The organism is Chryseobacterium glaciei (genome assembly GCF_001648155.1).
In the GTDB taxonomy this organism is placed as follows: Bacteria; Bacteroidota; Bacteroidia; order Flavobacteriales; family Weeksellaceae; genus Chryseobacterium; species Chryseobacterium glaciei.
Window position 1 is genome coordinate 1,508,964 of the sequence record NZ_CP015199.1, and the last position, 20,826, is coordinate 1,529,789.

A 20,826-nucleotide genomic window follows, 5' to 3' on the forward strand; every position below is an offset into this window, starting at 1 on the left:
AAATTAATATCCAGTCGTTCTTGACAGTTTAGACTGCATTAAGCCATCATAGTGATGGTTCAGCAGATATGTATTAATCTGTTGAACTGTATCCAAAATAACTCCCACCATAATCAATAGTGATGTTCCCCCGAAAAATAGGGCGAACGCATCTGTCTGAACAAAGCTCCCATGCACAATTGCCGGAAGGACTGCAAAGATAGATAAAAATATTGCACCTGGCAAGGTAATTTTTGATAAAATATCATCTAAATAATCAGCTGTCTCTTTACCGGGTCTTACTTTCGGTACTAAACCTCCATTTCTCTTCAAATCATCAGCCATTTGGTTTACCGGAATAGTAATTGCAGTATAGAAAAATGAGAAGATAATAATTAATAGCGCGAACAATACGTTGTACTGCCAGCTAAAAACATTCTTGAAACCTGCAAGAAAAGTATTAGACTCATCAAATTTGGTTAATAAACCAGGTACGAACATCAATGCCTGAGCAAAGATAATTGGCATAACACCGGCAGCATTAACTTTCAATGGAATCCATTGTCTTGCTCCTTGCATAAGATTTCTATTTACACCTCCTCTTGCTTGAGCTCTGCTTACATATTGAATTGGAATTTTTCTAACAGCGACCGAGAGGACGACTGCTAAAAGAACCACCAACATCCAGAATATCACTTCAATAAGGATCATGATAGATCCCATTCCTCCTTTTCCATTCTGCACGGCCATTTCCTGTACAAATGCTTCTGGAAGTCTAGATAAGATACCAACCATAATAAGGATAGAAATACCATTTCCGATCCCTTTGTCAGTAATTTTCTCACCTAACCACATTGCAAATACTGAACCGGCAACAAGTATAACAATACTTGGTAACCAGAACATGATAGAGTTTGGCTCTACATAGTATGCAGATTGGAACTGAGCATATGGTAAGAATAATTGAGTAATAGAAGTTAAATAAGAAGGTGCCTGTACAAGACAAACCCCAATTGTTAACCATCTAGTAATTTGATTCAATGTATTTCTACCGGACTCTCCATCTTTCTGAAGTTTCTGAAGATAAGGAATAGCCATCCCCATCAACTGAACAATAATAGAAGCTGAAATATAAGGCATGATACCTAACGCCATTACAGAAGCGTGACTGAAAGCCCCACCCGTAAACGACGAAAGCAAGCCAAGGAGACCTGCTCCTTGCTTGTTACCGCCTTGATTTTTATAATGCTCTAAGAGATCTCCTACTTCTGCAAGGTTAATTGCAGGCAACGAGATATAAGATGCGAATCTATACACAAGGATAATACCTAACGTAAAGAGAATTTTATCTCTTAATTCCTTTAGGCTCCAAATATTCTTAAGGGTTTGTATAAATTCTTTCATTAGTTACTATTATAATGTAATTGCTTGTCCACCTGCTTTAGAGATAAGCTCTAATGCAGATTTAGTGAATTTATCAGCAGAGATTGAAACCGCAGATTTCAATTCTCCTCTACCCATAATTTTCACTGATTCGTTTTTAGTAGCTAGACCGTTTTGTACCAAAACTTCTTTTGTAATATCTCCTGTTACAGATTTAGTATCAATTAAAGTTTGAATATCGTCTAGGTTAATAGCTCTAAATTCTTTTCTGTTTACATTTTTGAAACCGAATTTCGGTAATCTTCTTTGTAAAGGCATCTGACCTCCTTCAAAACCGATCTTTTGAGAATAACCAGCTCTTGCTTTCTGTCCCTTGTGACCTTTTGTAGAAGTACCTCCTTTTCCACTACCTTGACCTCTACCAATTCTTTTTGAACTAAAAGTAGAACCTGCAGCAGGTTTTATGTTGTTTAAATTCATTTTAATTTCTTTTTAAAATTATTTTTGAACTTCAAGTAAATGACTAACTGCAGCTATCATACCTAAAATAGAAGGCGTAGCTTCGTGTTCTACAACTTGGTGAAGTTTCTTAAATCCTAATGCTTCAAGCGTTCTCTTTTGGGTTTTTGTTCTACCAATAGCGCTTCTTACTTGTTTTACTTTAATTGTTGCCATTGTTTATTTATTAACCGTTAAACACTTTACTTAGAGAAACTCCTCTCATTCTTGCAATTTCTTCAGGTCTTCTGATGTCTAATAACGCTTTGAAAGTAGCTTTCACTACGTTGTGAGGGTTAGAAGATCCTTTAGATTTTGAAAGGATATCGTGAATACCAGCAGACTCCAATACCGCTCTTACTGCACCACCTGCAATAAGTCCTGTACCGTGAGAAGCAGGTCTCAAGAAGATATCTGCACCACCATATCTAGCAGCAGTTTGGTGAGGGATTGTATGGTTCATTACAGGTACCTTTACAAGGTTTTTCTTAGCGTCTTCAACTGCTTTCGCAATTGCAGAAGCAACCTCTTTAGATTTACCTAAACCGTAACCAATAACTCCTTCTTCATTTCCAACAACAACGATAGCAGAAAACCCGAAAGCTCTACCCCCTTTTGTTACTTTAGTTACTCTGTTAACTGACACGAGACGATCTTTTAATTCTAATCCTCCCGGTTTTACTCTTTCTATATTATCTAGTCCTAACATATTTTCCGAAATTTAATGATTAGAATTTAAGTCCTCCTTCTCTCGCGCCATCAGCTAGAGCTTTCACTCTACCATGGTATACGAAACCGTTTCTATCAAATACAATAGCTTCAATTCCTGCAGCAACTGCTTTAGCAGCAATAGCTTTACCAACAGCGGCAGAAACTTCACTTTTTGTACCATTAGCGTCAACTCCTTTCTCTCTAGAAGAAGCAGATGCTAAAGTTTTGCCATCTTTATCGTCGATTAACTGAGCGTAAATTTCCTTATTACTTTTATATACAGATAATCTTGGCAATTCAGAAGTTCCAGAGATTTTCCCTCTTACTCTTCTTTTTATTCTTATTCTTTTTTCTACTTTACTTAATGCCATAATACTTATAATTTATTAAGCAGATTTACCAGCTTTACGTCTAACAATTTCCCCAACGAATCTTACACCTTTTCCTTTGTACGGCTCAGGCTTTCTGAATGAGCGGATTTTTGCTGCCACCATTCCAAGAAGTTGCTTGTCATGAGACGCTAAAGTAATAATTGGATTTTTACCTTTTTCAGTCAATGTATCAATTACAACTTCTTTTGGAAGTTCTAAAACGATACCGTGAGAGAATCCTAAAGCCAACTCAAGTTTTTGACCTGTGTGTGAAGCTCTATATCCTACCCCTACTAGTTCTAACTTTTTTGTGAAACCTTCAGTAGTTCCCAAAATCATGTTATTGATTAACGCTCGGTATAAACCGTGTAGCGCTCTGTGTTGCTTAGAATCAGACGGTCTGCTGAATGTAAGCACACCATCGTTTTGTTCTAAAGTAATTCCTTCTGTAAGCTCCTGAGTAAGTTCCCCTTTAGGACCTTTTACAGTTACCACACCATCTTTTTGAGTGACAGTAATTCCAGCGGGAATTGTTATAATTGCTTTACCAATTCTTGACATTTTCCTTTGATTAAAAATTAATAAACATAGCAGATTACTTCACCGCCTACTTTTTCTTGTCTAGCTTTTTTATCTGTCATTACTCCTCTAGAAGTAGAGATAATAGCTACGCCCAAACCGTTTAAGACTCTTGGAAGTTCAGTAGAACCTTTGTATTGTCTTAGACCTGGTCTTGAAGCTCTTTGAATAGACTTGATTGCAGGTTTGCTAGTTTGTTTGTCATACTTCAAAGCTATTTTGATCGTTCCTTGAACAGCGCTCTCTTCAAACTTGTAGTTTAAGATATACCCTTGATCAAATAAGATTTTTGTAAGCTCCTTTTTGATTTTCGATGCAGGAATTTCCACCACCTTGTGGCCTGCGCTTTGTGCGTTCCTTACTCTTGTTAGGAAATCTGAAATTGGATCTGTTACCATTTTTCTTTTTTAAATTATTGGTTAAAGACAACCAGTATTGAAGGGACTTGAAGATTAAAATATCAGACTCCAGAAAAACCTCGGTCTGATATTTATTTCTTTAGTATCCAGACAACTTAATTGTCCCGATTTTTAATTAGTATTGACTACCAACTAGCTTTTTTCACTCCCGGAATAAGACCGTTGTTGGCCATTTCACGGAAAGTTACTCTTGAAAGACCGAAAGTTCTCATGTAACCTCTTGGTCTACCTGTTAGTTTACATCTGTTGTGTAATCTTACAGGAGAAGCATTTTTTGGTAATTTTTGAAGTCCTTCATAATCACCAGCTTCTTTTAAAGCTTTTCTTTTCTCAGCGTATTTAGCTACAGTAGCTTCTCTTTTGCGCTCACGCGCTTTCATTGATTCTTTAGCCATTTCTTAGTTCTTTTTGAAAGGTAAACCGAAGTGAGTTAACAATGCTTTAGCTTCTTTATCTGTTTTCGCAGTTGTAACGAAAGTGATGTCCATCCCTTGGATTTTTTTCACTTTGTCGATTGCGATCTCAGGGAAGATAATTTGCTCAGTAATACCTAAGTTATAATTACCTCTACCATCGAAACCATCAGCTTTAATACCAGAGAAATCTCTAATACGTGGCAAAGCAGAAGCAGTAAGTCTGTCTAAGAATTCGTACATTTTGCTAGCTCTAAGAGTTACCTTAGCACCTACAGGCATACCTTTTCTTAATTTGAAAGCTGCTTCATCTTTCTTAGAAATAGTACCTACAGCCTTTTGACCAGTAATATTTGTAAGTTCTTCTACAGCATAATCAATAATTTTCTTGTCTGCAGTAGCATCACCCAAACCTTGAGATAGGATGATTTTTTCTAATCTAGGTACCTGCATTACAGATTTGTACCCAAATTCTTCCATCATTGCAGGAACAATTGTTTCTTTATATGCTTTCTTGGGTCTTGCGATATATTCCATGTGTTATTTAAAATTATAAAGTTTCACCCGTTTTTTTGTCGATTCTTACTTTCTTATCTCCATCGATTTTGTAACCGATTTTGATAGCTTTTCCGTCTTTACCAACTAAAGCTATGTTTGAGATATGAATAGAAGCTTCTTTTTCTGTGATTCCTCCTTGAGGATTTGAAGCTGAAGGCTTAACGTGTTTTTTAACGATGTTAAGTCCTGCAACGATAACTCTAGGGTCTTTTCCTTCTTTTTTGATCACTTCAATAACTTCACCAGTTTTACCTTTGATATCTTTCTTACCAGTAGTAATGATTACGTTATCTCCTCTTTTTATTTTTAACTTTGACATTTTCGTTTAAAAATTTTTAAAATTAAAGTACTTCAGGAGCCAATGAAATGATCTTCATATATTCTTTGTCTCTCAACTCACGAGCAACAGGTCCGAAAACACGTGTTCCTCTCATTTCTCCACCAGCGTTTAGTAAAACACAAGCATTGTCTTCGAATTTGATGTATGAACCATCTTTTCTTCTAACTGCTTTTTTAGTTCTTACTACTACCGCTTTAGATACTTGACCTTTCTTTGCGTTTCCTGATGGTGTAGAAGCCTTGATAGTAACTACAATCTTATCACCAACTGAAGCATATCTTCTTCTGGTACCACCCAGAACTCTGATTACTAGTACCTCTTTAGCACCAGTGTTATCAGCAACTTTTAATCTTGATTCTGTTTGTAACATTATTACTTAGCTTTTTCAATGATTCTTACTAATCTCCATCTCTTACTCTTGCTCATAGGTCTAGTTTCTTGGATAAGAACTGTATCTCCTTCTGTGCATTCGTTGTTTTCGTCGTGTGCAGTATATTTTTTCGTTTTTAATACGAATTTACCGTACATCGGGTGTTTCACTCTAGTCGTCTCACTTACAACAATGGTCTTTTCCATTTTATTGCTGGAAACTATTCCGATTCTTTCTTTTCTTAAGTTTCTTTCCATAATGTATGAAAATCTTATTGTTGTTTGTTAGTTAACTCAGTATTTAGTCTTGCGATCGTTCTTCTCAAATCTCTGATTTGAATTGGATTTTCAAGTGGGCTTATTTTGTGAGCTAATTTCATTTTAGTGAATTCAGCTTTAGCTTCAGCCAATTTTGCTTGAATATCTTCAGCGCTTAGATTTTTAATTTCAGCTTGTTTCATTGTATTCAAAGATTATAGAGGTTTAACAAAATCGTTAGCAACTACAAATTTAGTAACTATCGGTAATTTTTGAGCAGCAAGTCTTAATGCTTCTTTAGCGATTTCGTAAGATACTCCTCCGACTTCGAACATAATTTTACCTGGCTTCACTACAGCTACCCAATATTCCACAGCACCTTTACCTTTACCCATACGTACTTCGGCTGGTTTCTTAGTAATTGGCTTATCTGGAAATATTTTGATCCATAGTTGACCTTCTCTCTTCATATATCTTGTAGCAGCGATACGAGCAGCTTCAATTTGTCTTGCAGTGATCCAAGCTCCTTCTGTAGCTTTGATTCCGAAAGTTCCGTAAGCAAGTTGATTACCTCTTTGAGCAATCCCCTTCATCTTCATCTTATGAACTCTACGGAATTTGGTTCTTTTTGGTTGTAACATAATTTCTTAAATTTTAGATTTTAGAATTTAGATTTTAAAAAAGTAACGGTCGTTTAAAAACTATCCTCTAAAATTTTATTAATTATTTTTTTTATCTCTTGAAGGTCTTCTGTTATCTCTATCTCCTCTGTTTCCACCTCCTGAAGGACCACCTTTCTTCTGTTGTCCTACTAATGGCATAAGATCTCTCTTACCGTAAACTTCTCCTTTCATGATCCAAACCTTAACTCCTAACTTACCGTACTGAGTTAATGCCTCACCGATATGATAGTCGATATCTGCTCTGAAAGTAGACAATGGGATTCTTCCGTCTTTGAAAGACTCAGATCTTGCCATTTCAGCACCGTTCAATCTACCAGAGATTTGAACTTTGATACCTTCAGCTCCCATTCTCATTGTAGAAGCGATAGCCATTTTAACAGCTCTTCTGTAAGAAATTCTGTTTTCAATTTGCTTAGCAATACTGTCAGCAACTAAAACTGCATCAAGTTCAGGTCTTTTGATTTCGAAAATATTGATTTGAATATCCTTTTTAGTAAGTTTCTTCAATTCTTCTTTTAACTTGTCAACTTCCTGACCTCCTTTACCGATGATAAGTCCCGGTCTAGCAGTAGTGATTGTTACTGTTACTAATTTTAATGTTCTTTCAATATAAATTTTTGAAATCCCACCTTTAGATAATCTAGCTTCAAGGTATCTTCTGATTTTGTAGTCTTCAGCGATTCTGTCTCCATAATCTTTACCACCAAACCAGTTTGAATCCCATCCTCTGATGATACCTAATCTGTTACCAATTGGATTTGTCTTCTGTCCCATACCTTGATTAATTTTCTTTATTACCTAAGATTAGTGTAATGTGGTTAGATCTTTTTCTGATTCTGTGTCCTCTACCTTGTGGTGCAGGTCTTAGTCTCTTCAATTGTCTAGCACTGTCTACAAAAATTTCTTTAATGATAAGATTAGCTTCTTCGATATCAGCACCTTCGTTCTTTGACTGCCAGTTGGCCATCGCAGAAAGTAATACTTTCTCTAACTTGTTAGAAGCGTCTTTTTTAGAATATTTTAGAATGTATAAAGCTTTGTCAACTTCAACTCCTCTGATGATATCAGCAACTAATCTCATCTTTCTTGGAGAAGAAGGGCAATCATTATGTAATGCTTTTACTACATCTTGATTCGTTAATTTACGTGCTAATGCACTTTCTCTTTTTCTTGATCCCATGATTATCTACTTCCTTTGTTTTTGTTACCACCATGACCTCTGAAAGATCTTGTTGGAGAAAATTCGCCTAGCTTGTGACCAACCATGTTTTCTGTAACATAAACAGGGATAAAAGATTTCCCGTTGTGTACTGCAATAGTTTGTCCTACGAAGTCCGGAGAGATCATTGATGCTCTAGACCAAGTTTTAATAACTGTTTTCTTTCCAGCCTCTATATTTGCCTGAACCTTCTTATCTAAAGTATATGCGATGAATGGTCCTTTTTTAAGTGATCTTGCCATAATTATTTACGTTTAGATATGATATGACGGTTAGACGCTTTGTTTTTCTTTCTGGTTTTGTAACCTTTAGCAGGCATACCGTTTCTAGATCTTGGGTGACCTCCAGATGAACGTCCTTCACCACCTCCCATTGGGTGATCTACAGGGTTCATTACTACCGGTCTAGTTCTAGGTCTTCTACCTAACCATCTGCTTCTACCAGCCTTACCTGAAACAGTTAACTGATGATCAGAGTTAGAAACAGATCCAATCATTGCATAACACTCAGTAAGGATCATTCTAGATTCTCCTGAAGGCAATTTGATGATTGCATATTTTCCGTCTCTTGAAGTAAGTTGAGCTGAAGAACCAGCACTTCTTGCTAAAATAGCACCTTGTCCAGGCTTCATTTCAACACAAGAAATAACAGTACCCAATGGAATGTTTTTCAATTTCATTGCGTTACCGATGTTCGGTTCTACGCTTTCTCCTGAAACTACCTTTTGATCTACTTTGATACCGTTTGGAGCGATGATATATCTCTTCTCTCCGTCAGCATACTCTAATAAAGCGATAAATGCAGTTCTGTTTGGATCATATTCTACAGTTTTTACCGTTGCTTCAACATCATGCTTGTTTCTTTTGAAGTCGATAATTCTGTATTTCTTTTTGTGTCCACCTCCGGTGTAACGCATGGTCATTTTACCAGTTTGGTTACGTCCACCTGACTTACTAATACCAACAGTTAGAGATTTCTCTGGTTTGTTAGTAGTAATTTCCTCAAAATTGTTTACAATTCTGAATCTCTGTCCTGGGGTGATAGGTTTTAATTTTCTAACAGACATTACTATTATTTATAATTAATAATTAATTTACAGCAAAAATATCGATTACTTCCCCTTCTGCAAGAGTGATAACCGCTTTTTTCAATTTGTTTGTCTTTCCTACTTGAAGACCTTTTTTCGTGTATTTCGAAGAAACTTTAGGCGCATAAATCATCGTTCTAACGTCTGCTACTTTTACACCATAAGCTTGCTCTATTGCATTTTTAATCTGGATTTTATTCGCCTTAGGTTGTACTAAGAAAGAATAAGCACCTCTTAAATCTGTAAGATAGTTTGCTTTTTCTGAAATAACTGGTTTAATAATTAGTGACATGATTTATTTCTTTAAGTTTTCCTGGAATTTTTCAACTGCACCTTCTAAGAAAACGATCTCACCTGCATTGATTAAGTCATAAGAAGAAATTTCATTGAATTTCATAACTTTAGTCTTAGGTAAGTTTCTTGAAGATAAATATACATTCTTGTTAGTATCAGGAAGAATGAATAAAGATTTAGTATCGTTCAATGCTAATGCATTTAAGATAGTCATGAAATCTTTAGTTTTAGGAGCAGCAATGCTCAATCCTTCTACAATTCTGATGCTGTTGTCTCTCATTTTCTGAGAAAGAACAGATTTCTTAGCTAATCTCTTAAGAGCTTTGTTCAATTTGAACCTGTAGTCTCTTGGCTTAGGTCCGAATACTCTACCTCCACCTCTGAAAGTTGGAGATTTAATATCACCGTATCTAGCAGATCCAGATCCTTTTTGCTTCTTAAGTTTCTTAGTAGAAGCAGTAATTTCGCTTCTTTCTTTTGATTTATGAGTCCCTTGTCTTTGTGCAGCAAGGTACTGTTTAACTTCTAAGTAAACCGCGTGCTTGTTTGGCTCAATACCGAATACAGATTCGTCTAGAGTTACTTTTTTTCCGGTTTCTTTTCCTGATGTATTTAATACTACTAGTTCCATTTTCTGATAATTACATAAGAATTTTTAGCTCCCGGAACAGCACCTTTTACTACTAAAAGATTTTGTTCTTGATCCACTTTTAATACTTGAAGGTTTTGTACAGTTACCTGCTTACCTCCCATTCTACCTGCCATTCTCATTCCTTTGAATACTCTCGAAGGATCTGATCCAGCACCGATAGAACCTGGAGCTCTAAGTCTGTTGTGCTGACCATGAGTAGCTTGCATTACACCTCCAAATCCGTGTCTTTTAACAACACCTTGGAAACCTTTACCTTTAGAAGTTCCTGTTACATCAACGAACTCTCCTTCGCCGAATAATTTCACAGTTACATCTTCTCCTACTGTTACTTGGTCTACAAATTCTCTATAGAATTCTACCAACTTAGCTTTAGGAGCTGAACCAGCCTTTTTAAAATGACCAGCTAACGCTTTACCAACGTTCTTCTCACTCTTGTCATCGAAACCTAATTGAACTGCTTTATAGCCGTCCTTTTCAATGGTTCTGACCTGTAAAACCGAGCATGGACCAGCTTGGATAACTGTACAAGGAATGTTTTTTCCTTCTTCGTTAAACAAAGATGTCATACCGATTTTTTTACCAATAATACCTGACATTATTTATATAATATGTTATAAAATTTCTTTGGATACACTTTCATTTGAGGAAGTTTTAGTAATTTCTACTTTTGATATAGGCATACTCTACCCCTAAAATGAGTGTGCAAATTTATGAATAATTTTCAAATTGACAAATTTTATTGCAAAATATTTTGATTTTTAGCAGTTTACAAAAAATCAGCCAACACAAGGTGATTTATACAACAATTATTTATCAATTATTAAATTTATTTTGTAATAACAGAAACCCCTCTTTCTTCAAGCCCGCTTCTGTCTTCTTCTAAGATTCCGTCATCAGTTACCAGATAATCTATTTTATCCAGAGGAGCGATCTTTCCGAATCCTTTTTTATTAAGTTTTGAAGAATCTGCCAATATCACGACTTTCTCAGAACATTCAATCATAAGTTGATTAAGATGTGCTTCTGCAGCATTGGACGTACTTATTCCAAACTCCATATCAATACCATCAACTCCGAGGAATAATTTATTGCACGAAAACTGTTTAAGAATAGTTTCCGAAATAGAACCCACTATAGAAGTAGAACTTTTTCTAACCTCCCCTCCTAACTGTATAATATTAATGTTAGGATTATTACAAAGCTCAAGTGCAACTCTTAAAGAAGAAGTAAGCACGGTAAGCTGACCAAAATTCACCAGCATTCTGGCAAGATAATGCATCGTTGTTCCGGAAGCCAATATAATACAGTCATTTTCCTGTATCAATTGCAAGGCAGCTTTAGCAATATTTTGTTTTGCTTCTACATTAATGCTTTCCTTTTCACCAACATTCTTTTCATAGGCGTATCTCACATGCTTACTTGCTCCTCCGTGATTACGAAATAGCAAGCCTAAACTTTCTAAATACGTCAAATCCTTTCGGATCGTAACTGAGGAAACATTAAACTTTTCACACAATTCCTGAACAAGAACATAGTCTTTTTCGTCTATTTCCTTTAATATATCAGTATGCCTTGGCTGTAACTTTTCCATTCATCAAATTTATTAATTTTTATTGAGACCTTAAAAATTTCATTTATTTTCTTTTTAGTTTCATTTTTAATTATTACATTTGAAAACGAAACATAAACGAAGTATTATGAAACGAAATGAAGAACTCATTAAATTAGCCAATACCCAGGAGTGGGATTTTATTGTTATTGGTGGTGGAGCTAGTGGTTTAGGTTCTGCATTGGACGCAACAAGCAGAGGATTTAAAACTTTACTGATAGAATCTCACGATTTTGCAAAGGCAACATCCAGCAGAAGTACCAAACTTGTACATGGAGGCGTAAGATATCTTGCTCAGGGCGATATCGGATTGGTAAAAGAAGCTTTAAAAGAAAGAGGCTTGCTTGCACAAAACGCAGCACACGTTGTAAAAAATCAATCTTTCATTATCCCCAACTATACTTGGTGGGGAGGTATTTATTATAAAATAGGATTATCTATCTATGATTTTCTTGCCGGGAAATTAAGCCTTGGAAGAACACAATATATAAGTAAGTCTAAAACTGTCAGCAAACTTCCAACGATTGAGCAGAAAAACCTCATGAGTGGTGTTGTTTATCAAGACGGACAATTTGACGATGCACGTTTAGCGATTAATTTAGCTCAAACCATTATTGAAAAAGGAGGAAGTGCTATTAATTATTTAAAAGTAATCAATCTTATTAAAAGTGATGCTAATAAAATAATCGGAGTTGTTGCAGAAGATCAGTTCACTCAAAAACGATATGAAATTCATGCAAAGGTTGTCATCAACGCGACAGGAATTTTCACGAATGACATCCTTAATATGAATAATCCAAAGCACGGAAAATTTGTTGTTCCAAGTCAGGGTATTCATTTGGTTTTAGATAAATCTTTCTTAAAAAGCGATGACGCCATCATGATTCCAAAAACGTCAGACGGAAGAGTTTTGTTTGTCGTTCCGTGGCACGACAGAGCTTTAGTTGGAACAACCGATACTTTATTAGAAAACGAAAGTTTTGAACCAAGAGCTTTGGAAGAAGAAATTAATTTCGTTTTAAATACAGCAAGACAATATCTTTCTAAAAAACCAACACGTGAAGATGTAAAATCTGTTTTTGCAGGATTAAGACCGCTTGCCGCTCCAAAAGACGGAAGCAAAAGCACTAAAGAAGTATCCAGAAGTCATAAAGTGGTTACGTCTGATACCGGATTGATTTCAATCATCGGTGGAAAATGGACGACCTACCGTAAAATGGCAGAAGACACCATTAACAAAGCCATGGAAATTCACAATCTGGGAATGACAACTTCTAAAACAGAGAAATTATCCATTCATGGTAATGTAAAAGCTGAGCAGGTAGACAGAAGCAGTCATTTATATGTTTACGGTTCAGATATTCCTTCAATAAAAATGTTGCAAAACAGCAATCCTATATATTCAGAAAAGATTCATCCGGATCAACCTTTCACAGTTGCAGAAATAGTCTGGGCAGTAAGAAATGAAATGGCGGAAACAATAGAAGATGTTTTAGCAAGAAGAGTCCGCATGTTATTCTTAGATGCAAGAGCAGCGATCGACAGTGCACATAAAGTATCGTTGATCATTGCAGAAGAAAGAGGACTTTCAGCAGAATGGGCAAGCCAACAGGAAAAAGAATTCATTGAATTAGCAAAAGGTTATTTATTAATACCCTACTCTCCTAAAAACAATCAACCATAAATATATACAGTATGAGTGAAAAATTGATCCTCGCTCTAGACCAAGGAACAACATCTTCTAGGGCTATTTTATTCAATCACAGCGGAGAAATTAAACAAATCTCCCAGAGAAATTTTGAACAGATATTCCCGACTCCAGGTTGGGTAGAGCATGACGCGAATGAAATCTGGTCTTCTCAAATTTCCGTTGCAGCTGAAACCATTGCCAAAGCAGGTATTTCAGGATTAGAAATTGCAGCTATCGGAATTACCAATCAAAGGGAAACTACCATTGTTTGGGACAGAGAAACAGGAGAACCCATTTACAATGCTATTGTTTGGCAGGACAGAAGAACGTCTAAGTATTGTGATTCTCTTAAAGAAGAAGGTCATACGGAGATGATCAAAAAGAAAACCGGACTTGTATTGGATGCTTATTTTTCGGCAACAAAATTAAAATGGATATTAGATAACGTAGAAGGAGCAAGAGAAAAAGCGGAAGAAGGCAAATTATGTTTCGGAACTGTTGACACTTGGCTTGTTTGGAAACTTACCCGCGGAAAAATGTTCATTACTGATGTTTCCAACGCCAGCAGAACGATGCTTTTGAACATTCATACTTTAGAATGGGATGATGATTTGTTGAAATTATTCAATATTCCGAAAGCTATATTGCCGCAAGTGAAACAAAGCAGTGAAGTGTATGGTGAAACATCAACAACATTATTTTCAACGAAAATTCCTATTGCAGGAATTGCAGGAGATCAGCAAGCTGCCTTGTTCGGACAAATGTGTACGACTCCGGGAATGGTAAAAAACACCTACGGAACAGGATGCTTCCTATTAATGAACACTGGAACAGAAGCCGTAGAATCTAAAAATAATTTACTGACAACTGTTGCCTGGAAGATAAATGGAGAAGTAAATTATGCACTAGAAGGAAGTGTATTCGTAGGCGGTGCAGCAATACAGTGGTTAAGAGACGGACTTAAATTAATTAATTCAGCTGAAGAAATCAACACACTTGCCCAAACCGTAGAAGATAATGGTGGCGTTTATTTTGTGCCGGCACTTACAGGTTTAGGAGCACCTTATTGGGATCAATATGCGAGAGGAACTCTTGTCGGAATTACCAGAGGAACAACCAATGGACACATTGCCAGAGCTACTTTGGAAGGAATTGCATTTCAGGTGTATGATATTGTAAGAGCCATGGAAGCAGACTCAGGAACACCTAGTCTTGAACTTAGAGTTGATGGTGGAGCTTCTGCGAGCGATTTATTAATGCAGATTCAATCTGATCTTTTTGGATTTAAAATTACACGACCAAAAACATTAGAAACAACAGCATTGGGTGCCGCTTATCTTGCAGGTCTTGCCGTTGGATATTGGAAAAGTGTAGACGAAATCCAATCTCAATGGATCGTGGACAAAGATTTTCATCCAAAATTGGACAAAGAAAAAGCCGATAATATGATTCATTTCTGGAATAAAGCTGTAAAACGCTCTCAAAACTGGATTGAAGATTAATTTTCCTCCTAACTAACAATACACACATATGACTCCATTTATTGCAGAAGTAATTGGTACAATGCTTCTTATATTATTAGGCAACGGCGTTGTAGCCAACGTTGTTTTGAAAGACACTAAAGGAAATAACTCCGGGTGGATTGTTATTTCTACTGCTTGGGCACTGGCCGTTTTTGTAGGCGTTCAAGTTGCGGGCCCAATTAGTGGTGCGCATTTGAATCCGGCCGTTACAATCGGTTTGGCAGTGGCAGGAAAATTTTCGTGGGATCTTGTCCCAACATATATTGCAGCCCAAATGATCGGAGCAGCATTGGGAGCATTTCTTGTCTGGCTGGTTTACAAAGATCATTTCGCAGTTACCGAAGATGAAGGTGGAAAACTCGCTTGTTTCAGTACAGGTCCTGCGATCAGGAAGCCTTTATCAAACTTTATCAGCGAGACTATTGGAACTTTCGTATTGGTTTTCGTGATATTTTATTTTGCAGACCCGAGTCTCTCTTTACATAATGACACGACTGCCAAAATAGGGCTAGGATCAATCGGTGCATTGCCGGTAGCATTTTTAGTTTGGGCGATCGGACTTTCATTGGGAGGAACGACGGGATACGCGATTAATCCCGCAAGAGATCTTGGGCCAAGAATTATGCACTCTATTCTTCCAATTAAAGGAAGCAGTGATTGGGGATATGCCTGGATTCCTGTTGCCGGACCTATTTTTGGAGCCATTTTAGCAGCTCTTCTCTATGGAGCATTAAATTAACCTAAAAAGTTTAAACAATGAAAAAACTTTTAACAAGTTTATGCCTGATAACATTGGGCATAGGGAAGCTTTTTGCCCAAGACGCAACAGAAAAGCAGGAGAATAACAGACTGGATTTTACAGCAAATATTCAAAATAACCATCTTTGGAGAGGATTGATTATTACTGATAAACCTGTTGTGATGGGAAATCTTTCTTATGCTTTGGATGCAGAAAAAAAATGGAAAGTCGGAATCTGGGGAGCTTCTTCGCTGACTGATGATAAAGACGGAACCCATTATAAAGAAATCAATTATTATGTTCAATATTCAAACGGACGTTTTTATATTGGGTTGTGGGATTTATTTAATTCCAGAAACATCAATACGACAGTTGCATCAGAAGATATTTTCCATTATTCAAACAGAAGAACATCTCATATTATTGATTTAAGAACCAATTATACTTTCGGACCTTCATTTCCTATCAACGTTGAAGCAGATATTATGCTGTACGGAGGAGCGAACGCAGGAGAAGTTGTTTTAGAACCAGACGGAAGCTATAAAAAGAATAAATATTCTACCTATGTACAGGTAAGCTATCCCGTAATTTCTGGTAAAAAAGTAAATCTGGACGCGTTTGTTGGTGCTGGTTTCGCTCTTAATGATCAAACCTTTCTTTATGGTAACGGAAAGAATAGTTTCGACATCGTAAATGCTGGTATTAAAGCCACCAAAACCGTTAAAATCACAGATCACTACAGCCTTCCCGTTTCTATGATGGCGATGTGGAATCCTTCGAACAAATATGCAAGGATCCAGCTAGCTGCGACTGTATTTTAAAATAAAAATTGTTAGTAATTTAATTTACAAACCATTCCAATTTTTGGGATGGTTTGTTGTTTTGAATATGTTTTGATTTTAACCACAAAAGTGACAAAAGCTTTTATTGACCATTTTAAAGTTTAACTATTTTGAAAATAAAAGCTTGCAAAAGAATAAAAATCAAAGATTTTTTAAAACTTATGTGTACTTTTTAACAGAATAAATTTTAGCTTAAAAAGCTACAGCGTTCAACCTTTTGTGTCTTTTGTGGTTAAAATTTTAGCTCCAATAAATTTTCACATATGATTGTGCGTGTTTTAGCCAATCACCGTGTTTTTACGGTTTAATTTTTGCTGGAATATGTTTAATTTTGAGAAAAAAATATGAAAAAGGTTTTCTGCTTATTTATTTTATGCATCAGCATGCTGTCTTTTGCTCAGTCTAAAGCTCCTTTCACAGGAAAAAGAGATTTTAATATCCTCGAAGGCTACAGCGGAACCGGAACTCCGGCTTATTATGTGGATGTAAAGAAAAATGGTGATGTTTATTTTGGCTTTGTACAAGTTAATCAGGCTAGCGGAGAGGAAACCAAAGAAGAAATAAACGCCGGAAAATACAACCCAAAAGTGATGAAAGTTCATTTCAAAACTTATAATGAAACCTTTTTTGTAAAATTTGATAAAGAGAAAATCTACATGACCGACGAAAAAGGAAACATTTCAAAATCTGAAGACTGTTGCTCGGTTTCAGAAACAGAAAGTGGAAGTTGTGTTTGTGACAGTGCATTTTATCAATAATGAAAACATTAAAAATTTTATTCTTCCTTTTTCTTATTGTTTCCTGCAATAAGAAAAATGACCATTCCTACACTTTCTATTACTGGAAAACGAAACTTTCATTAGATCAGAAAGAGAAAAAAGTTTTACAAAAAGCTACAGTTCCTTATTTATACACCCGATTTTTTGATGTTGATAAAGTAGAAGGGAAATTTCAGCCGATTGCGGTTATTACGAAAAGTAAAAGTTTCCAGACTGACAAACAAATTGTTCCGACTGTTTTTATTACCAACAGAACTTTGCTAAATATTTCTCAGGATGAAATTAAATTTTTAGCTCAAAAAATCAATCAATTAATTCAAAAGAAAGCTACAGAATATCATTTAAATATCAACAATGAAATTCAGATCGACTGTGACTGGACTGCCGGAACACGCGATGATTATTTTACATTTTTAAAAGAATTAAAAAAGATCTCAGGAAAACAAATTACCTGCACACTCCGTCTTCATCAGGTAAAAGATAAAGCCAAGACTGGAATTCCACCAGTTGAAAAAGTTTATCTGATGTGCTACTCTACTTCTTCACCTTTGGAAAATGCCGACATCAATTCAATTTTAGATGTGAATACTTTGAAAAGCTACCTTTCGAATATTGAAGATTATCCGATAAAGAAAATTGCAGTTGCGCTCCCGATTTACTCGTGGGGAATTGTCACCAATCATTTGGGAAAACATAAACTCATCAATGCTTTGTCTAAAGAAGATTTAAACAATCCTAATTTTCAGAAAATATCAGAAAATAAAATTGAGATCGAAAAAGACGGATTCTACTTCGGAAATTATCTTAATAAAGGTTTCAAAATAAAAATTGAGGAAATTTCTGATGAACAGCTTCAAACCGTTGTTAATTTCTTAGAGAAAAAAATACCGCAGTTTGATATTATTTATTATCAATTAGATAGTAAATTTGTTGTTAATCAGAATTTTAATTTTTAATTTAAAGATTTGTGGATTTTTTTCCCACGGATTGCACAGATTTTCACGGATGATTACGTTGAATTCTTGTTTTAACTTAAACTATAAAAAACACCTTACATAAAAATGAAAAAGTATATTCTTTCACTTGCTGTTTTATCACTTTTCTACACGAAATCTGATGCCTGCGCCTGGTCTGATCCGGATTATGAATATTTTAATCTCTTCACACAAAGCATCATTAAGGATAAATCGTATTTACCTTTTCTTCACAGCTATTCAACACGGTTTTATACTGATTTTAAACAATCTCAAATTCCTGACGAAAATATTGAGTCTTGGAGAAAATTCTTTAATAATCAGTTAAGTTATGCTGAAACAGATTTCATGGTCAATAAAATGAGCATGAACGATCTTAATGAACTGAAAAAAGGGACACTCAACAATGCTTTACTCACAAAATTGGGCACTGGATTTTATCAAAAATACAATGAAGGAATTGATTATCTGATCGAGGCTAAATATCTGGAGCCTTACATGAAAATCAATTATGTGGAAAGTGCAGATTCTTTCTATTACAGAGAAAACAGCACGGATAAAAATGCCACCAATCTTGATTATCCTAAAACAATTTCGGCATTAACCTCTTTATATAATGCTGCAAAAAATCCTGAAATCAAGCAACGTTACGGTTATCAGTTAGTGCGTTTTAATCATTATACCAGAAATTATGATGCGGCTCTTCAGGCATTCAAAACTTATGTTGAGCCTATAAAATTAAAAGGAGCACCTTATTTTATGTCACTTGATCAATTGGCAGGTGCGCAGAGAGGTTTACAAATGAACAGCGATGCCAACTGGAACTTTTTTCAGGTTTTCATGAACAGCAAAAGCCGTAAAGAATCTGCATTTGTTTCGATGAAACTTTCAGACACCGCTTCTTTTAATAACATCTTAAAAAGAGCTGGAACGAATGAGGAAAAAAATATGGGATATTTCCTTTTGGGCTATGAAGATTTCACCAATCCGATTCCTATTATGGAGAAAATGTTCGACATCAATCCTGATTCCGAGATCCTGAAAGTAATGGCTGTAAGAAGTATTAATGAATTGGAGAGAAGCTATCTACCGACTTATTACTATGCTTCCACAGATAATAGTAATAATTCTACCGTTCAAAAAGGCACTTCAAATACTTCTGTTGATCCGGCTAAAGCTGAAACTCCTGAAGTAAAAGAAAAAGAATTGTCTTTCTGGCAAAAGATCGTACGATTCTTTAAAAAGCTTTTCGGAATAAAATCAGATTCAACAACAGAAAACAACAAGGCTGACCAAAGCGATGACGAATTGCTGGATAATCCTAACCGAATTCCTTTTTACACTAAAAATCAAAGTTATTACTATGATGAAAAGCAGAAAGATTTCCTGGGTGATCTTGAAAAATTCACAGAAAAAACAAAGGCTAAATCTAAAGATGAATATTGGCAGATCGCAGACGCTTACTTGAAGTTTTTGAAAAAAGACTACAAAGCAAGCACTGAAATTTTAGAAGATATTAAAACCAACAATCCGGAATATCTTGAAGAAATAAAGAGAATGAAAGTTCTGAATGATATCGTTTCCCAGCCAAAAATCACTGCGGAATATGAAAATCATTTAATGAAAGATTATGCGGAATATTTTGTGGAAAAAGAGGTTAAAAAAGACAGCACTCAATCAGATTACGATTCTTATTACGGTCCGGTCCCGTCAACGGCTTCTTTCCTTAAAGATGTTTTAGCCAACCGTTATTTCTTACAAGGAGAAGATGGAAAGTCGTTCTTGATGAGCAATAAACTTTCTGATCTTCAATACAACCCGAATTCAAATTTGGTGAAAAGTGTGGAAGATTTTTACAGAAAGCCGAACAAGTCACAATTTGAGCAACAAATTATTGCTAAAAATATTAATGATGTAGGAAATATAGATGCATTTTTCAGTGTAATTTATGGTGACAGAGCAATGAGAATGGCTGATTTTGAAAAGGCTAAATCTTATTATCAAAAAGCCCAAAGCTTTACCGGAATTCCAAGGCTTAATTATGAATGGACTGAAAATAATCAAAAAGTAACACCCCGTCAATATGCCGGTGCTGAATACAATGGTTTCAAAAATGTTTCCAATCTTATTTTCGGGCACAACGTCTGGGAAAGTTTTGAAAGCGCAGACAGTAGCAGTATGGAAGCTGAAGATTATTCTGCATTTCCTTTCATTAAAAATTCGATGAATAAGCTTGAGCTTTCGGATGCTTTAATTCAGTTAAAGAAAATTGGAAGTGGAAAAGATGAGAAAGCTCCACAGGCCAATCAGCTGATCGGAAATTTACTTTATAACACTTCAATTTTAGGATATTACAGAGAAGTATTTGTGATGGATATCGACAACAGCAATGGCGGAAAATATGATTTCTGGAATACTGACAAAAAAACGCCATATCAATATTATTATAAAAACTTCCTAGACACATCTTACATTGAACCTGATAATTTTGATCTGGCAATTAATTATTATAAAAAAGCTCTAGACCTTTCAACCAATAAAGATCAAAAAGCAAGAGTCCTTTTCCAGATGGCAAGTGCCGAGCAAGGAAAGTATTATCAATATGAAGCAAAAAATCCTTCAAAAATTGATTACTCTGATCCTAAATATTCTGAGAAAAGCGATGCTTATCAAATTCAACTTAATGATATTAAAAACCAAAAATACAGAACTTATTTTGCTATCCTGAAATCGCAGTATGCAGATGCAGAGGTTACGAAAAGTCTTATGGGTAGCTGTTCTTATTTTAGTTATTTTATGAAGTAACTTAGTTTTCAATTATAAAAAAAATCTCTGAATTGCTTCAGAGATTTTTTTA

Annotated in this window: 29 protein-coding genes; 7 read left to right on the plus strand and 22 right to left on the minus strand. The window is 35.5% G+C overall.

The window, feature by feature from the left end:
- Positions 1 to 3: 3 nt before the first annotated feature.
- The 22 genes from secY to A0O34_RS06800 all read right to left on the minus strand — a co-directional run bounded on the left by secY (position 4) and on the right by A0O34_RS06800 (position 11,404).
- Positions 4 to 1,383: a preprotein translocase subunit SecY gene (gene secY / locus A0O34_RS06695; protein WP_034702876.1), complete on the minus strand. Its 1,380-nt coding sequence runs from the start codon at positions 1,381 to 1,383 to the stop codon at positions 4 to 6.
- A 9-nt stretch (positions 1,384 to 1,392) separates the two neighbouring features.
- Positions 1,393 to 1,842 (minus strand): 50S ribosomal protein L15, encoded by a 450-nt coding sequence (gene rplO / locus A0O34_RS06700; protein ID WP_066752854.1) that lies wholly within the window; start codon positions 1,840 to 1,842, stop codon positions 1,393 to 1,395.
- A gap of 18 nt (positions 1,843 to 1,860) precedes the next feature.
- Complete coding sequence (gene rpmD / locus A0O34_RS06705) at positions 1,861 to 2,037, minus strand: 50S ribosomal protein L30 (RefSeq protein ID WP_007839493.1); 177 nt, start codon at positions 2,035 to 2,037, stop codon at positions 1,861 to 1,863.
- A gap of 10 nt (positions 2,038 to 2,047) precedes the next feature.
- Positions 2,048 to 2,569, minus strand: coding sequence for a 30S ribosomal protein S5 (gene rpsE, locus A0O34_RS06710; RefSeq protein WP_066752856.1), 522 nt, complete (start codon positions 2,567 to 2,569; stop codon positions 2,048 to 2,050).
- A 19-nt stretch (positions 2,570 to 2,588) separates the two neighbouring features.
- Entirely contained in the window at positions 2,589 to 2,942 is a 354-nt protein-coding gene (rplR, locus tag A0O34_RS06715) for a 50S ribosomal protein L18 (protein ID WP_066752859.1), read from the minus strand.
- A gap of 15 nt (positions 2,943 to 2,957) precedes the next feature.
- The gene (gene rplF / locus A0O34_RS06720) at positions 2,958 to 3,503 is read right to left on the minus strand and encodes a 50S ribosomal protein L6 (protein ID WP_066752862.1); all 546 of its coding nucleotides are present in this window, start codon (positions 3,501 to 3,503) and stop codon (positions 2,958 to 2,960) included.
- 17 nt (positions 3,504 to 3,520) lie between these two features.
- The gene (rpsH, locus tag A0O34_RS06725) at positions 3,521 to 3,919 is read right to left on the minus strand and encodes a 30S ribosomal protein S8 (protein ID WP_028122178.1); all 399 of its coding nucleotides are present in this window, start codon (positions 3,917 to 3,919) and stop codon (positions 3,521 to 3,523) included.
- 146 nt (positions 3,920 to 4,065) lie between these two features.
- Positions 4,066 to 4,335 (minus strand): 30S ribosomal protein S14, encoded by a 270-nt coding sequence (gene rpsN / locus A0O34_RS06730; RefSeq protein WP_034712998.1) that lies wholly within the window; start codon positions 4,333 to 4,335, stop codon positions 4,066 to 4,068.
- A gap of 3 nt (positions 4,336 to 4,338) precedes the next feature.
- Positions 4,339 to 4,890 carry a 50S ribosomal protein L5 gene (gene rplE, locus A0O34_RS06735; RefSeq protein ID WP_054512039.1) on the minus strand — a complete coding sequence of 184 codons (552 nt, stop codon included), beginning with the start codon at positions 4,888 to 4,890 and terminating at the stop codon, positions 4,339 to 4,341.
- Positions 4,891 to 4,903: 13 nt separating this feature from the next.
- Positions 4,904 to 5,230, minus strand: coding sequence for a 50S ribosomal protein L24 (rplX, locus tag A0O34_RS06740; RefSeq protein WP_054512040.1), 327 nt, complete (start codon positions 5,228 to 5,230; stop codon positions 4,904 to 4,906).
- Between the two features lie 22 nt (positions 5,231 to 5,252).
- Positions 5,253 to 5,621: a 50S ribosomal protein L14 gene (gene rplN, locus A0O34_RS06745; protein WP_066752865.1), complete on the minus strand. Its 369-nt coding sequence runs from the start codon at positions 5,619 to 5,621 to the stop codon at positions 5,253 to 5,255.
- Positions 5,622 to 5,623: 2 nt separating this feature from the next.
- A complete protein-coding gene (gene rpsQ / locus A0O34_RS06750) occupies positions 5,624 to 5,881 on the minus strand; it encodes a 30S ribosomal protein S17 (RefSeq protein WP_052186088.1) in 258 nt (85 codons plus the stop codon).
- 11 nt (positions 5,882 to 5,892) lie between these two features.
- Positions 5,893 to 6,081, minus strand: a complete 189-nt coding sequence (gene rpmC, locus A0O34_RS06755) for a 50S ribosomal protein L29 (protein ID WP_066752868.1) — start codon at positions 6,079 to 6,081, stop codon at positions 5,893 to 5,895.
- A gap of 12 nt (positions 6,082 to 6,093) precedes the next feature.
- Positions 6,094 to 6,519, minus strand: coding sequence for a 50S ribosomal protein L16 (gene rplP / locus A0O34_RS06760; RefSeq protein WP_066752872.1), 426 nt, complete (start codon positions 6,517 to 6,519; stop codon positions 6,094 to 6,096).
- Positions 6,520 to 6,597: 78 nt separating this feature from the next.
- On the minus strand, positions 6,598 to 7,335 hold the full coding sequence (gene rpsC / locus A0O34_RS06765) for a 30S ribosomal protein S3 (protein WP_066752875.1): 738 nt from the start codon (positions 7,333 to 7,335) through the stop codon (positions 6,598 to 6,600).
- Positions 7,336 to 7,342: 7 nt separating this feature from the next.
- Positions 7,343 to 7,741, minus strand: a complete 399-nt coding sequence (gene rplV, locus A0O34_RS06770) for a 50S ribosomal protein L22 (protein ID WP_066752878.1) — start codon at positions 7,739 to 7,741, stop codon at positions 7,343 to 7,345.
- Between the two features lie 2 nt (positions 7,742 to 7,743).
- A complete protein-coding gene (gene rpsS, locus A0O34_RS06775) occupies positions 7,744 to 8,022 on the minus strand; it encodes a 30S ribosomal protein S19 (protein ID WP_050378485.1) in 279 nt (92 codons plus the stop codon).
- Between the two features lie 2 nt (positions 8,023 to 8,024).
- Positions 8,025 to 8,846: a 50S ribosomal protein L2 gene (gene rplB / locus A0O34_RS06780; RefSeq protein WP_034702846.1), complete on the minus strand. Its 822-nt coding sequence runs from the start codon at positions 8,844 to 8,846 to the stop codon at positions 8,025 to 8,027.
- 22 nt (positions 8,847 to 8,868) lie between these two features.
- Positions 8,869 to 9,159 (minus strand): 50S ribosomal protein L23, encoded by a 291-nt coding sequence (gene rplW / locus A0O34_RS06785; protein WP_047442263.1) that lies wholly within the window; start codon positions 9,157 to 9,159, stop codon positions 8,869 to 8,871.
- Between the two features lie 3 nt (positions 9,160 to 9,162).
- Positions 9,163 to 9,792 carry a 50S ribosomal protein L4 gene (gene rplD / locus A0O34_RS06790; protein ID WP_066752881.1) on the minus strand — a complete coding sequence of 210 codons (630 nt, stop codon included), beginning with the start codon at positions 9,790 to 9,792 and terminating at the stop codon, positions 9,163 to 9,165.
- The gene (gene rplC / locus A0O34_RS06795; RefSeq protein ID WP_066752884.1) at positions 9,783 to 10,409 is read right to left on the minus strand and encodes a 50S ribosomal protein L3; all 627 of its coding nucleotides are present in this window, start codon (positions 10,407 to 10,409) and stop codon (positions 9,783 to 9,785) included. The genes rplD and rplC overlap by 10 nt, the downstream gene beginning before the upstream one ends.
- 230 nt (positions 10,410 to 10,639) lie before the next feature.
- Positions 10,640 to 11,404 carry a DeoR/GlpR family DNA-binding transcription regulator gene (locus tag A0O34_RS06800; protein WP_066752887.1) on the minus strand — a complete coding sequence of 255 codons (765 nt, stop codon included), beginning with the start codon at positions 11,402 to 11,404 and terminating at the stop codon, positions 10,640 to 10,642.
- Positions 11,405 to 11,510: 106 nt separating this feature from the next.
- Here A0O34_RS06800 and A0O34_RS06805 point away from each other — a divergent pair, with 106 nt between their 5' ends.
- From A0O34_RS06805 to A0O34_RS06835, 7 genes are all read left to right on the plus strand, one after another.
- Complete coding sequence (locus tag A0O34_RS06805; protein ID WP_066752890.1) at positions 11,511 to 13,106, plus strand: glycerol-3-phosphate dehydrogenase/oxidase; 1,596 nt, start codon at positions 11,511 to 11,513, stop codon at positions 13,104 to 13,106.
- A gap of 11 nt (positions 13,107 to 13,117) precedes the next feature.
- Entirely contained in the window at positions 13,118 to 14,614 is a 1,497-nt protein-coding gene (glpK, locus tag A0O34_RS06810) for a glycerol kinase GlpK (RefSeq protein WP_066752893.1), read from the plus strand.
- Positions 14,615 to 14,642: 28 nt separating this feature from the next.
- Positions 14,643 to 15,374 (plus strand): MIP/aquaporin family protein, encoded by a 732-nt coding sequence (locus A0O34_RS06815; protein ID WP_066752896.1) that lies wholly within the window; start codon positions 14,643 to 14,645, stop codon positions 15,372 to 15,374.
- Between the two features lie 17 nt (positions 15,375 to 15,391).
- The gene (locus A0O34_RS06820) at positions 15,392 to 16,195 is read left to right on the plus strand and encodes a hypothetical protein (protein ID WP_082891113.1); all 804 of its coding nucleotides are present in this window, start codon (positions 15,392 to 15,394) and stop codon (positions 16,193 to 16,195) included.
- Positions 16,196 to 16,560: 365 nt separating this feature from the next.
- Positions 16,561 to 16,974, plus strand: coding sequence for a hypothetical protein (locus A0O34_RS06825; protein ID WP_066752899.1), 414 nt, complete (start codon positions 16,561 to 16,563; stop codon positions 16,972 to 16,974).
- Positions 16,974 to 17,951, plus strand: coding sequence for a hypothetical protein (locus tag A0O34_RS06830; RefSeq protein WP_066752902.1), 978 nt, complete (start codon positions 16,974 to 16,976; stop codon positions 17,949 to 17,951). Before A0O34_RS06825 ends, A0O34_RS06830 begins: the two co-directional genes overlap by 1 nt.
- Positions 17,952 to 18,056: 105 nt before the next feature.
- Complete coding sequence (locus tag A0O34_RS06835; protein WP_066752905.1) at positions 18,057 to 20,774, plus strand: hypothetical protein; 2,718 nt, start codon at positions 18,057 to 18,059, stop codon at positions 20,772 to 20,774.
- Positions 20,775 to 20,826 lie beyond the last annotated feature (52 nt).